12 protein-coding genes are annotated in these 13,492 nt (G+C 48.9%); 6 read left to right on the plus strand and 6 right to left on the minus strand.

Annotated features, from left to right (window positions below; all coding sequences use genetic code 11):
- Nucleotides 1-9: 9 nt before the first annotated feature.
- The 5 genes from BLQ88_RS28720 to BLQ88_RS28740 all read right to left on the minus strand — a co-directional run bounded on the left by BLQ88_RS28720 (nucleotide 10) and on the right by BLQ88_RS28740 (nucleotide 6,999).
- Entirely contained in the window at nucleotides 10-3,219 is a 3,210-nt protein-coding gene (locus BLQ88_RS28720) for a SusC/RagA family TonB-linked outer membrane protein (RefSeq protein WP_090156463.1), read from the minus strand.
- 186 nt (nucleotides 3,220-3,405) lie between these two features.
- Nucleotides 3,406-4,962 (minus strand): beta-N-acetylhexosaminidase, encoded by a 1,557-nt coding sequence (locus BLQ88_RS28725; protein WP_090156464.1) that lies wholly within the window; start codon nucleotides 4,960-4,962, stop codon nucleotides 3,406-3,408.
- Between the two features lie 133 nt (nucleotides 4,963-5,095).
- Nucleotides 5,096-5,680, minus strand: a complete 585-nt coding sequence (locus BLQ88_RS28730; protein ID WP_090156465.1) for a DUF3995 domain-containing protein — start codon at nucleotides 5,678-5,680, stop codon at nucleotides 5,096-5,098.
- Between the two features lie 56 nt (nucleotides 5,681-5,736).
- Entirely contained in the window at nucleotides 5,737-6,126 is a 390-nt protein-coding gene (locus BLQ88_RS28735) for a tautomerase family protein (protein ID WP_090156466.1), read from the minus strand.
- Nucleotides 6,127-6,180: 54 nt separating this feature from the next.
- Nucleotides 6,181-6,999 (minus strand): APH(3'') family aminoglycoside O-phosphotransferase, encoded by an 819-nt coding sequence (locus tag BLQ88_RS28740; RefSeq protein WP_374754780.1) that lies wholly within the window; start codon nucleotides 6,997-6,999, stop codon nucleotides 6,181-6,183.
- 173 nt (nucleotides 7,000-7,172) lie between these two features.
- Here BLQ88_RS28740 and BLQ88_RS28745 point away from each other — a divergent pair, with 173 nt between their 5' ends.
- The 3 genes from BLQ88_RS28745 (at nucleotide 7,173) to BLQ88_RS28755 (ending at nucleotide 9,359) form a co-directional block, all read left to right on the plus strand.
- Nucleotides 7,173-7,751: a Crp/Fnr family transcriptional regulator gene (locus BLQ88_RS28745; protein ID WP_090156467.1), complete on the plus strand. Its 579-nt coding sequence runs from the start codon at nucleotides 7,173-7,175 to the stop codon at nucleotides 7,749-7,751.
- A 56-nt stretch (nucleotides 7,752-7,807) separates the two neighbouring features.
- Complete coding sequence (locus tag BLQ88_RS28750) at nucleotides 7,808-8,296, plus strand: GNAT family N-acetyltransferase (protein ID WP_090156468.1); 489 nt, start codon at nucleotides 7,808-7,810, stop codon at nucleotides 8,294-8,296.
- A gap of 163 nt (nucleotides 8,297-8,459) precedes the next feature.
- Nucleotides 8,460-9,359, plus strand: a complete 900-nt coding sequence (locus BLQ88_RS28755; RefSeq protein WP_090156469.1) for an NAD(P)-dependent oxidoreductase — start codon at nucleotides 8,460-8,462, stop codon at nucleotides 9,357-9,359.
- A gap of 74 nt (nucleotides 9,360-9,433) precedes the next feature.
- On the opposite strand, the gene BLQ88_RS28760 is transcribed toward BLQ88_RS28755, so the two are convergent.
- Nucleotides 9,434-10,462, minus strand: coding sequence for an SDR family oxidoreductase (locus BLQ88_RS28760; RefSeq protein ID WP_090156470.1), 1,029 nt, complete (start codon nucleotides 10,460-10,462; stop codon nucleotides 9,434-9,436).
- 235 nt (nucleotides 10,463-10,697) lie between these two features.
- Between BLQ88_RS28760 and BLQ88_RS28765 the strand changes: the two genes are divergently transcribed.
- The 3 genes from BLQ88_RS28765 to BLQ88_RS28775 all read left to right on the plus strand — a co-directional run bounded on the left by BLQ88_RS28765 (nucleotide 10,698) and on the right by BLQ88_RS28775 (nucleotide 13,478).
- Complete coding sequence (locus BLQ88_RS28765; protein WP_090156471.1) at nucleotides 10,698-11,261, plus strand: Crp/Fnr family transcriptional regulator; 564 nt, start codon at nucleotides 10,698-10,700, stop codon at nucleotides 11,259-11,261.
- 88 nt (nucleotides 11,262-11,349) lie between these two features.
- Nucleotides 11,350-12,540 (plus strand): MFS transporter, encoded by a 1,191-nt coding sequence (locus BLQ88_RS28770; protein WP_090156472.1) that lies wholly within the window; start codon nucleotides 11,350-11,352, stop codon nucleotides 12,538-12,540.
- A gap of 104 nt (nucleotides 12,541-12,644) precedes the next feature.
- Complete coding sequence (locus BLQ88_RS28775; RefSeq protein ID WP_090156473.1) at nucleotides 12,645-13,478, plus strand: helix-turn-helix domain-containing protein; 834 nt, start codon at nucleotides 12,645-12,647, stop codon at nucleotides 13,476-13,478.
- Nucleotides 13,479-13,492 lie beyond the last annotated feature (14 nt).

Consider the following 13,492-nt stretch of genomic DNA (forward strand, 5'->3'; position numbering starts at 1 on the left):
TCGCCGCGGTTACAGGGTCAGGTTTATACCGAATGAATAGGTGCGTTGCAATGGATATATTTTGCTGTCACCGATCGAGAGCTCGGGGTCGATCGTTTTTTGCAGCCTGGTGAAAGTGGCGAGGTTGTCCATGCTGACATACAGCCGCACCCGTTGCAAGCCCAGCTTTTTTGCCGATGAATTGGGGATGCTGTACCCGATTTGCAGGTTCTTTACACGCATGTAGGCGCTGTTTTGCAGGTAGCGCGTTTGCACTTGCATGTTCTTGTTCATCTGGGAGGTCATGTAGTATTTCGGGAAATAGCCGTTCGGGGTTTCCGGCGTGTACCGGTCGAGGTTGGGCGTCAGCAATGTGCTCTGCCATTCCCCGCCGATGATCCCCCAGAAGTAATTGGAGCTGATCCATGAATCTCGCCTGGCTACGCCCTGGACAAACAGGGAAAAGTCGAACCCCTTCCAGTCTGCACCGATTGAAAGACCGTACAAGAACCTTGGTGTGCTGTTACCGATCACTTTCCTGTCGCCCGGATCGCCCACCGTGCTGCTTCCGGGCGTGATGACCCCGTCGCCGTTCAAATCCTTGTACTGCACATCACCGGGCGTCCATCCGACAGCGTCGATGGCGTTTTGGCTGGGAGCGGCATTCACCTGCTCTTTGGTCTGAAACAATCCGGCCGTTTCATATCCCCATATTTCGCCGATTTGCTGGCCTTCATACCAGTTGGAGAGCAGTTTGGTGGGGTTGGGATAACGGATCACCCTGGCGTTCGAATTGCTCAACACCCCTTTCACGAAATAGTTAACCTCCCCGGCCTTATCGCGCCAGTCGACAGTCAGTTCAAACCCTTTTGTCTGCATGGACGCATTGTTTGCCTGGGGTACCGCGGCTCCCAGTACCGCCGGGAGGGCCTGCGCGGGACCTACGAAATCGTCGGCCCGGCGGTTGTACCAGTCGAAAGATGCAGCCAGCCGGTCCTTGAAAAACGTGGCGTCGATCCCCAGGTCAAAGGTTTTGATGCTCGCCCAGGTGAGGCTGGAATTGATCAGCGCGGGGGATGTCACATATGCTTGCCTGCCGTTTCCAAAAATCCAGGTGGAGCTGTTTGGGGCGTTGGTGCCCAGGCTTGGATAAAACGGATAATAATTGTCCTGATTGGGGTTGTCGCCCCACTGATCGCCCAATGCGCCGTAAGATCCCCTGATTTTCAGTGTATTTACATAATGGGACAAAGGTTTCCAGAAATCTTCTTTTGAAATGCTGTAACCCACCGAAACGGCCGGATATAGCTTCCATCTCGCACTTTTCAGAAACCGCGAGGACGCATCGTAACGCCCGTTCACCTCAACCAGGTACTTTTCCTTGAAATTATAGTTAAGCCTTCCGAAAACGCCTTCCACGGCCAGCACACGCATGTTATCGCCGATCGACGGGGTACTGTTATAAGTCAGGTTCAATGCCGGCAGGTCGTTGGAATACAAATACGAGTTGGTAGCATACTGGTATTTGAAATTGGTGAGGTCGCGGATGTAGCCGCCCAGCACCTGGAAGTTGTGCCCGCCGACGCTTTTCTCATAGGTCGAGAACAGGTTGATGACGTGCTTATCCTGTACTTCGTTACTCTTCGTGAGCGAATTAATGGGTGCCGTCTGGAACATCACCACCTTATTCCCGCTGGGAAGGTAGGAGTACACGGTCTTGTTGAAGTTTTCGGTATTCTTGCTCGTGCCGAACAACGTGTAATTGGCAGTGATATTCCAGCCCGGCAGCGGCTTGACCACCGTTTCCGCAGTGACCTGAACCTGGTCGGTGGTGTATTTCTGCTTACCGCCTTCGGTAAAAAGGCCGATGTTCGAGTAGTCGGAATAATGTCCGTCCGGGTTCCGGAAGGGCGTGGTGGGCAGCTTGCGTCCGATCTGGTGCATCAGATTCCCCCCGGTGGCATCCGGATAAGTCGCCGGCGTGCTGTTCAGCCCTCTCGACAGGGAACTTCTGATGTTAAGTGTCAGCCATTTCGCCAGGTCGCTCGACACATTGGTCCTGATGGTGATGCGCTTGTATTTTTCATCCGTGAAATTATACATCCCGTTCTTTTCGAGATAGCCCAGGCCGAGGTAGTAGCGGCTGGACTCTCCGCCTCCCGAAACCCCCAGGTTGTGCTGCTGGCTGGCCGACCAATCTTTGAAAAAGATCTTGAACCAGTCGTTGTTACCGTTTCCCCGGTTAGGGCCCGCTCCGTGCGAGTAACCGTTTCCGGACCCATACCAGTCATCGACGCCCGGCGTGGGGTCGTTGATCGTCTCGTCTTTCATCCGGCCTTCCTTGTAGTCCCTGATCCGCTGCAATGTTTCGTCATCATACCATGCAGTGCGTCCCGAATTGATAAAAGCTTCGTTAAAAATGTTAGCAAAGTCGACTGAGTTAATCATTTTCGGAAGGCCGATCGGTTGGCTCCACGAAAGATTGTTGCTGTACGTGATCGATGGGCGGGCGCCTTTCTTTCCCTGTTTGGTCGTTACCAGCATTACACCGTAGGGCGCGCTGGAACCGTAAATGGCCGATGCCGCAGCGTCTTTGAGAATGGAAATGCTTTCGATATCGCTGGGATTGATGGTAGTCAGGTCGCCACCCGGAATTCCGTCCAGCACGATTAGCGGCGCACCGCTTATGCCACCGCCCGACTTGTTTCCCAGGCCCGTGTAACCTCTGATGTTGATATTGGGCCGGGCATCCGGCGCGCCCCCGGACGAGCCTGTCGTTACATTCAGGTTTGCCATTTGCCCCTGCAAGGCCTGCGCGATATTGGTAATGGGCCTGTTTTGGAGGTCTTTCCCGGATATTGCAGCTACCGCTCCGGTAAGGTTTTCCTTCTTCTGGGTAGCGTAACCCGTCACCACGACGTCGGACAACAGGTTATCCGCCTCCTTCAAAACGATTTCGTATTTCTGCTGCGCGTGAACTTTCAGCTCGACGGTTTCAAAACCAATGTAGGACACGGTTAAGATATCGCCGTTCGCAGCATTGATCGTGAATGAGCCGTCGGTCGCGGAGGTGGTGCCCGTCAATGAGCCTTTGATCACGATGGATGCGCCGGCAACCGGCCCGCTTTTGTCGTGGACCGTGCCGCTGATAATCCTCTGGGCCGAGGCGCTTATCCAAAGCATCATGAGAAGACCCGCCAGCCAGGCCCTTGTTTTAAGTAATGTAGTTTTACATTTCATTCGATAAAAGTTTAAGGGTTTGGAATAGTTTAAGCTTAAAGTGGGTAGGAAAGGACGTACGCAATTTGGACATTACTGCCAGGGCACAGTTGGTCCCCGGCAATAATGCATTCTAAATTCACCGAAAATGCAAGTGACGTTAATTTATATACGTCTTACTTTGGCGCGCTTCAACGCGGATCGTTATCAACGGTCCGATATTTTGTTATAAATCACCTGCATGTAGTCGAGCCAGGGCAGGTGCTGCGCTTTTCTTGCTTTGAAATTCTCGAAGTCGGTATTCTCAGCAGAAGACCATGCACGTTCCGCCAATGCAAGCGTCCTTGGATAAAGCTGGTAGTCGATCCGGCTCTGGGTGCGGTCGATATGGGACCAGAAGTTCGCCTGAATGCCCAGGACGTGCTGTTGATCGGCCTTGTCGGGGATGTCCGCAAACGGCGAGTAGTTGAATACCCGTTTTGTGTCGGTGGTTTCATACGGGTAGTCGAAGTACAAATGGGAAGTAGGAGAGAGTACTATATCGTGACCACGTCTGATCGCTTCAATGGCGGGATTTTTACCGGTGAAGTCGCGCCAGCTCATCACGACCCAGTCGGACGAAATGTAGCCATTCTTATCTTCCAGGATTTCGTCCCACGCCAAAGGCCGTTTCCCGGCTTTCCTGACAGATTCTGCTATTTTTTTCATGAAATATCCTTGCAGGGCTTCCGTGTCTTTTACCACACCGGTTTTAACCAATTGCTGACACTTCGGGCATTTCGCCCAGTGCGTTCGCGGCACCTCATCACCGCCCAGGTGGAGGTATTTTGTGGGGAATAGCGAGGCGGTTTCGGTAATGACATCATCGAAGAATGGATAAACATCCGGATTGCCCACGCAAAATACCTCGGCAGTGATGATGTCACCATGGAAGAGCGGGAAAAGCGGCTTAATGTTGTTTGTGCAGGATAAGTTCGGATAGGCGTAGAGCGCTGCCTGATTATGACCTGGTCCTTCGATCTCGGGGATAATCTCGATATGCTTGCTGGCTGCGTAAGCCAGCAGCCCGGCAATATCTTTCTGCGTGTAAAAGCCTTGAAACTCGGATGGCTCGTGGTATTTCTCCGGGAAAGTGGATGATTTTTGTGTAAGCAAAGGCCGCGATTTCATTTCCAGGCGCCATCCCTGATCATCGATCAAATGCAAATGAAGGACATTTAATTTATAGAATGCCATACGGTCCAGCGTTCGCTTGATGTAATCAGGCGGTATGAATGTACGGGAACAATCCAGCATAAGCCCTCGCCATTTAAACCGCGGATAATCAGTGATCGACACAGCCTGAATCGGATATGAGAGAGGAACGTTTGTTGCGTTCTCTTGAAACTGGATGAGTTGCAGCAAGGTCATCATGGCGTAATAAGCACCCGCCGGGTCATGGGCGCGTACGGATATTTTCGAAGGTGTGACGTTGAGGGAGTAGTATCCCTCCGCCAGCCCGGATGTGTCCCTGACAAGCTCGATTACGTGGTGCGATTTAGGGCCTTTTTCTATCGAGAGTCGAAAACCGCTTCTTTTTGCAACAGTGCTTATGAAATCATTTACTTCATTTCTGAATTCAGTGCCTACGACAATGGTCGTTGTTTTATCGAACAGAAAAGTGCCTGTTTGCTTGCTGAGCGATTGTGGTAACGGAATGATGGACTGCGCCTGGGCCAGTTGAACGACGGTGAGGAGGATAAGGGAGACACAAGTTTTCCACATAATTTTCGAACGATATAATTTTCGAACGAAATTGGGAAAATATTGATCGAATGTTTTATGAAATTGTCGCTTGATACAATCTTGTACGTGCCAGTTACCTTCATTTGTTTGCAAGAGTAATGGACATGATAAACTAGCTTATCCGTTCCAGGATTGCTACCATTATGCCGATGGCCAAACAAAGTGGCGAGTAAAGTCGCTGATCGTTTTTCGCGAATTTTGTATGACGAACCTTTCTGAAAAAGCCTACATATTTAAATTCACCGATGGCTCGCGCGATAAATATCGCAGAGATACACCAGAGGCCGTAATTATCGATCCATGACGGAAGTTGCAGGTTAAAATTCCCGCCTTTTGACAGAACTAATATCCCCATCGCCAGCAATGCAAGGGCAACAATCATGCATGGAATAATTCCTGGCATTTGAGGTGGCGCATTATCATCCAGCGCGGGAAATACACCCTTTGAGGCCCAGCGACCGCCCATTCCCCAGTAGATGTGCATTGCAGAGAGAAATAGGAAGATTGAGAAAAGTAAATAAGCTAGCATGCGCGTTTTTTTTTTTGAGAATCCTGCGAATCCGGGGCCGAACAGTACTATCCAGGTAAAAGTGGCCCCGGAATCGTCCGCAGGAATAATGTGATTTGATGAATTCTTATTCAAAACAAATCTCTGCAAATAACCGGACTTATCGACAGAAACAGCTTGTCGAAACATTCACGTTTTTTTACAAAATGTCCATTATGACTAGCAAGCGAACCAGATTCGGGCAATCAAATCGATATTTTATAATTCAATGTTAGCTCATCGCCAGGCATCCCACGAATTCCCCAGTTATGAGCAGGTGTCTCGGTAAGGGTGATTTCGACATCATTTGGGCCAATGCCCAGTTTTTCTTCAAATCTTTGGAAGATGAGCTGGTATAAATGCTTTTTCATTTCAATAGACCGGCCCTCAAACAGTGCAATTTCGATAATCGTGTAGCGGTCGCTTCGGTCTTCGGGGTAGAAGAAATCGCCTTCATCCAGGTAGATGAACCTATGGAATCGCTTGTTTTGCGGGTAGTGGAATGCTTCTACGATGCAGGCATGAATCGTCTCTGACATTAGCTGACTGATAGGGGCCAGCCGTTGCTTTAACCCATAAATCTTGATTTGTGACATGATCGGTTGTTGCTGTTTTAAATTTTCAATGTCTATACCAGTGGCTTTCCAGCGCTATCCCCAGGTAAGCGGATCCAGTTTCAGATAGAACGCCAGACGTTCAAGGTCAGGGATCGGGATATTCTGGGTCTTAAAAAGGATTTGCAGCGCTTTTTCGGCCTGGCGCTCGTCCTGCCACGTTTCACGGGTGTTACCTGTCATCAAGGCCAGGTCCTGGTAGCGGTCAGCAAGTCCCAGGCGGCCCAGGTCGATGATTCCCGTGCAAACTAGTGTCTTTGGATCTACCATGATATTAGGCATACACGCATCACCGTGACAAACCACCAGGTCCGCGGTTTCCTGTTCGATGCGGAGCGGAATCTGCGGCCGGATTGGGTCAAGCAGCTTTTCAGCCGGTGTGTCCTTGTCGGCATCGTCAAGGAAATCCCTGTTGACCGCATTGCGACTTATGACATCTTCGGCTGTTGCAACTACCTGTAATAGCCGTCTTTCAAACGGGCAGCTTTCCGAAGGAAGCTGGTGCAACTGCCAGAATTTCTCAGCAATCGAGGGCCATGCCTTCAATAAATCGGCAGGCGAGAGCGCACTGGCAGAAACCCCAGATACGCAGCTGGTAACTAAACAGGCATACTGATCTGTTTTTGACCAATCCTGTACCTGGGCTGAGCCGATCTGCTGGCCGGATAGCCAGTCGGTACGCAGATACTCGCCTTCCAAAGCCGGGATGCGCGATGCACGAGCCAACTTGGCAAATGCGGCCCCGTCACTGCGGCGAAATACCATATCGCCCGACTCTCCGTCATTCACCATCTGCCATTCTAAATTGCCAGGTAATTTTGGAAGTAATTCCTGGACTTGCACTTGTAATGCCATATCGACTGCTTAAAGATTTAAATCAACCCGGCAATGATAATCGATGTCTTCCAAAATGGATGATAGGATAGTACAGAATCTGAGGTTATCCTGCACGTTATTGTGATTTCTTACCAAATGTTAATTTGATTCGGCACCTGGCGGGATACTTTTGTATACAAATCAGAACGACTATGGAAAATTTGCGTTCAGCGCTTGGGTTCGCGGGCATACTTGGCAAACAGGAAATCGAGACAGTCTTAAGGGATTTCAAGGGCCATACACTAAAGCCGGGCGAGTACTTTCACCGTTTTGGTAAAGTTGCCAATGAAATGTGCTTCGTTTCACAGGGCGGGCTTCGGATATATGCCCTGGACGCATCGGGGAATGAAGTAACGAAATATTTTGTGAGAGAAAACCAGTTTACGGTCGATTTGAAAAGTTATTATTCCCAGCGCCCGTCTGAGGATGCGTTTCAGGCAATCGTAAACACTCAGATTTTTGTCATTCACAAAAGCGCTGTTGAAAGGCTTTGCGAGCAGCTCCCCACCTTTTATATTTTTCTCAAATGCATTACCGAGGCGCAGCTATTGAGCAAGATCAACGACAATGACTTTTTGAATTTCGGGGATGCTAAAACGAAATATCTCGAATTCATCAAACGATACCCGTCGCTGGCCCAGCAGATCCCGCAGCAGTACATCGCTTCCTATCTGAAAATAACTGCCCAATCCCTGAGCAGGATCAGGAAGAACCTGCAAAAGCAGGCGTGAGCCCAAATTGTGTCAAAACCGATATTCACATCTCCATAACTCAACAAACTAATTTTATGATCACCATAGCCACAGACAACGATTTTGACATTATCTACCAGATCATCAATGATTCGGCATCCGCTTATAAAGGAGTCATTCCGGCCGACAGATGGCAGGATCCCTACATGCCAAAAGACGAATTGCGGGTCCAGATCGAGCAAGGCGTGCAGTTTTGGAAGTACACCGATCAAGGCGATGTACTGGGCGTGATGGGCATTCAACCTCTGGATGGTGTCACACTGATCAGGCATGCTTATGTCAGATCAGCAGAAAGGGGAAAAGGAGTGGGAGGTATCTTGCTTGAACATCTGATCAAGATGACACAGACCCCTATACTGATCGGGACCTGGGCGCAAGCCAGCTGGGCTATTAAGTTTTACGAGAAACATGGGTTTAGACTGTTAGGCGAACAGGAAAAGAACCAGTTGTTAAGCAAGTATTGGATCATTCCTGAGCGTCAAAAAGAAACCTCTGTCGTATTAGCTAATAACGCCTGGAAGTAACAAGCGGACATTATTTGATTGCCGTGTCTTTTACCATTTTGATACCCTGTCCTGAGGGGCAGGGTTAAATTTTTCCCCTACCTGAATCTTTTATCCGTCATTGATCCGGGCCAGCTGGCAGACCTAATTTGCGTCTGTATTTGCAAGAAACCCATAAGATCAAATGGCAACAGCATTCATCAATGCAAAAGAAAATGTTACCGTAGTCGGCCTTGGCTCGATGGGCGCTGCCCTTGCCGGAGCACTCATCGAAAACGGTTTTCAGGTAACTGTGTGGAACAGAAATCCCGCGAAAGCAGAGCCCCTGGTTCAGAAAGGTGCAGCGCTGGCTACAAGCCTCGCTGCGGCGATAGAGGCCAGCCCGGTAACGGTTATATGCGTCTCCGATTATAAAACGACGAACAGTTTAATCGGCAATCGGGAAGTTGAGCAAGCAATATCCGGCCGCACCATCGTGCAACTCAGCACGGGCACGCCCGGCGAAGCGCGCGAGCTCGACAAATGGAGCAGAGCCAATGGCGCCTTCTGCCTGAATGGCGATATCCTGGCCTGGCCAAAGCAGATCGGCAGCAGCCAGGCTACGATTTCGATCAGTGGAGACCAGCAAAGATTCACCGAGCACCAGGCCATCCTGTCCGCACTTGCGGGCAACATTAATCTCATGGGCAGTGAGCCCGGTGCTTCGGCAGCCCTTTTCTCAGCGGTATTGTCCTATCTGGCAGGCAGTTGGATAGGGTTTTGCCATGGGGCGTTGATCTGTGAAAACCAGGGACTAAGGGCAGAAGAATTCGGTAAGCTGATCCAAAGCATCGCACCGATGCTTGGCGAGGAGTCCGAACACATGGGAAGGGTAATTCAGTACAGCGAGTTTAACAATCCTGAAAGCACCATCCAGACCACAGGGCTGGACTTGCATCTGCTGGTCCAGTTATCGATGGAAACAGGTATCAGTAGCGCGCTACCTGCTTTTGCCGCAAACATTTTCCAGCAGGCAATCGATGCAGGGTATGGCAAACAGGAGCACGCTGCGATCATAAAGGTCATGCGAAAACCGGCCTTTTAGTACTATTTGGTAAAGTCTGGCAGGTACCGGCATCTTCATAGATGCCGGTACCTGCGGTGATCAAAAACCTCTGATTACTTTACAATTTGCAACTCGATCAGGCTTTCAGCGCAAGCAATCACCGCCTCGGGGGTGGAACCCGGATTCCATTGTAATTCTCTTCTCGCCTTTGAGATGTCCAGCTTTCGTTTAACACCCAGGTCAACCAGGATAGGTTTAATTGAAGCATCAAAATGAGCAAGCAACCTCACCAACAGATTCGGAAGTTGCTTGTCAGGCACCTTTCTATTCGGAAAATGCTCTTTGAGGATCACAGCAATTTCTTTGAAAGTCAGATACCCTGCTGAGGCGATGTAACGCTCACCCGCTGCATGTGGCGCTTCCATGGCCTTGACCAGCAAGTCTGCCACCGAACGTACATCGACGATGTCAAAACCAATGTTAGGCAGCGCCGGAGAGCTGCCATCTAAAAGTTTGATGACCATATTGGCGGAAGTGCCAAAGTCATCTTCCAGAACAGGCCCCAGTATCGCGCCTGGCAGCACAGAAGTCAACTCCATTCGTGAGCCCGAGCTTGCGATAAAGTTCCATGCAGCCTTTTCTGCGACTGTTTTACTTCTGAAATAAGGGGTGTTGTCGCTTGTATGGTCCTGATTGCTCCAATCGTCTTCGCTAAAAATCTTATTGAGCTCATGCCTGGTTTTGCCGTAAACAACTGCGGCCACTGAGGAAGTCAACACGACACGCTTGACATTATTTTCTGCCGCCGCCTGCAAGATGTTTAGTGTCCCTGACTTGGCTGTTTGGATTAATTCGCTTTCACTTTCAGGCAATGTCCTTGGAAATGGGGAAGCGATATGCTGGACATAGTCTTTCTGGCTGGTGAGCTCTTTCCAGATTGCAGCGTTGCTAAGGTCTGCTTCGACCAGCTCAAGGTTACCGATATTTTCGGTGTGCCTGCCAATAATTGCCCTGATAGCGCTCGCCCTTTCAATTGCCCGTAATGTGCCGGTCACCTTGTAGCCAGCATCCAATAGCTTAATGGCTGTATGGGAGCCCAAAAAGCCGCTAATTCCAGTCAACAATACCTTTTTTTCGCTCATGATCTTTTTTTGAGCAAAATTTGGGATTCCACATCAGGCCACCATTACCATATGTTAAGAAATGAAATAGGCTTTGTTTTTCCTATCTGCAAATGTTGGTGACCGGTCGTTTTCATCGAGCATGTTTTTGCAAAAAAAGAGAAATAAGCAGGAGTAGTAAGGCGATTGTTTTTGTTATACCCACATCCAGATTCATGACAAAAATTATTGCTGGCAACCAGCGTGAGGCAAACTGATGAGCAACAAATTACGGCAGCACATAGAGGAAATCGTCCCACTGACTGATCAGGAGTTTCAGTACGTGCTTTCACACTTTTCATTTCGGAAGTTTAAAAAAAGGCAATACCTGATCCAGCAGGGTGATTATGTCCGTAACGACTTTTTTATACTCAGCGGGCTGGTTAAGTCTTGTTCGACTGATCAGATAGGCAAAAGCCATGTTGTATTTATTGCCTCAGAAAATTGGTGGGTTTCTGATCCGGAAGCTTACCACAATCAAACTCCGGCAACAGTGGACATAGACTGCGTCGAGGAAACCGAGACGGGATACATTTCTCTTGAAAACAGAGAGAAACTTTGCAGGGAACTGAGAAAGCTCGAATATTTTTTTCTTCGAAAAACAACAGCAGGCTATATCGCATCTCAAAAACGAATTTTAATGCTTATCAGCGCCAACGCCAGGGAACGTTATCAGTTCATGCTGCTTCAATATCCAGGATTGTTACAGCGAGTGCCCAAAAGTGTGATCGCTTCCTACCTCGGAGTTACCAGGGAAACATTGAGTAGGTTAAGCACCTAGGTCGTGATTTTTATCACGGACAATCTGTGAGGTATGTCCTTCGAGACAGGGCTCCTTTGCCTGAGTTTTGCATAAAAAATTCATAGCAATGCGAGCACAAATTTCATCGACAAAGATTCCATCCGCCATCTGGGGATTATCATTTTGCGCTTTCGGTATCGGCACCACCGAATTTGTCATCGTCGGCCTGTTGCCGACTATCGCCCAGGATTTTGCCACATCGATTTCATCGGCCGGCGTACTTGTCACGCTTTTCGCACTAGGCGTTGCAATAGGCGGCCCTTTATTTACAGCAATAACCGGCGGCGTCGAACGGAAAAAGCTACTGCTTGCTACCGTGCTGGTCTTCGCGATAGGTAATTTGATCGCTTTTCTTGGCAATTCGTTATTTATTGTCCAGCTTAGCCGCGTTATAACCGGCGTAACGCATGGGGTATTTTTTGCCAATGCGGTAATCTACGCTGGCAATTCGGTTGGTAGTGATAAGAAAGCAACAGCGATCTCATTGGTTTTTGCCGGCCTTCTGATCTCGACAGCAACCGGCGTGCCATTAGGGACCTATGTTGGCATAATGTATGGTTGGCGCATGACCTTTTTAGCGGTCGCAATATGGGGAGCGCTTGGATTTTTATTATTAAATGTTCTGCTTACGCGTCAACAAATATCCTCGAAAGCTTTAAGTCTGAATGATCTACCAACGGTGTTGCGCGGCAGGCAGGTACTGGTTGTACTTTTTGCAAATGTCTGCGCCTATACGGGCACATTTATTGTTTTCACATTCTTGACACCGCTTTTAAGCCAAATGGGATTTTCGATAGGTGAAACAAACCTGATTCTATTGGTTTACGGCATTGGTGTGGCGCTGGGAAATATTGTGGGTGGTCGAATCTCCAACGTCAACCCAGGAAAGGTTTTGGTTTTTATTTTCATTTTTCATGCCTTGATTTTACTTATTCTTGCGATGGTTCTGACAGCTAAGATCGTTGTAATTGTTAGCCTTCTCGTTTTTGGTTTTTTTGCCTTCGCCAATGTTTCAGCATTGCAATTGCTGGTCGTTGAGCTTTCCGAACGCTATCTGCCGGGAAGTTCAGCTGTCGCCTCGGCACTAAATGTATCGGCTTTCAATGTGGGCGCAGCGGCGGGCTCATACTTTGGGGGACTGGTAGTGGATAGCCCGCTGACGATAGGGGCAACGCCCTGGGTTGGTGCCATGTTTGTGATACTTGCAGTGGGCTTGGCGTTATGGAATTTGAAAAGCATCAAATCTACCGTTCACTAGATGCCTGCCAAACCTGATGCAACCTGCTCATAAATAAATCCCTTAACCTTTATTTTTCACGGCAAGCTATTTAACCAAATCATTGCAAATGGCGTTCATCGAGTATGAGCTTTGTCGAATATCAACCAGCGCCGGATTTGCAAGATCACATTGCTGCTTACTGGGTGGCAAACACCGCTCCGAATACAGCTGGTGCAGTTTCCGGCAGAAGAGTTTATGCGGATGGCTGTACTGACTTGATTTGCAACGCAGGTCAGTCAACGGCATACTTTTATCCAATGGCGGGTCAGGGCAAGAGGATTGCGCTAATGCCAGGGCAGTTGTATCTGGGTGGCACCATGACCAGCTACGGAGTATTAACCAGTGAGGAAGGCTGCGTTTTGACCGGCATCCGATTCCTGCCCGGCGGCTTTTATGCATGGTTTGGAAACGGTGTAGCGCAGGCGGTTGATTCGGTTTTGGAATTTCCCGAACAGATGCTGCGTGCTGTAATGGTTGATGAATCCAGCCTGGAAGCTAAATTGAACACATGGTTTTTGGATAAGACAACCGGGCAGGATAAACGAGCTTGTGATTTTTTGTTGCTTCGAAAATTGATGTATGAATCACAAGGCCAGGTGTCGGTGCAGCAGCTTGCCCGGCAAGTGAATATGAGCATCAGGACTTTGCAGCGCCTGTTCAAGAAAAATGTCGGTATTCCGCCCAAAGATTTTCTGCGTATAGTTCGCTTTCAGCAGGTTCTCACACATTTACATGCCGTTGCGGCCCAAAATGATTCGTCCATAAACGTCAATGAAAGCCTTCTGGGAATCGCATTTGAGCTTGGGTATTACGACCACGCCCATTTGACCCACGAATTCAAGAAATATGCCGGGGTGCTTCCTTCCGAATTGTCGCATTTTTACAAAACCCGGATATCAGCAGGTCAGTATTTTTGACCAAAAAAAGATAT

The organism is Dyadobacter soli, from assembly GCF_900101885.1.
Taxonomy (GTDB): Bacteria; Bacteroidota; Bacteroidia; order Cytophagales; family Spirosomataceae; genus Dyadobacter; species Dyadobacter soli.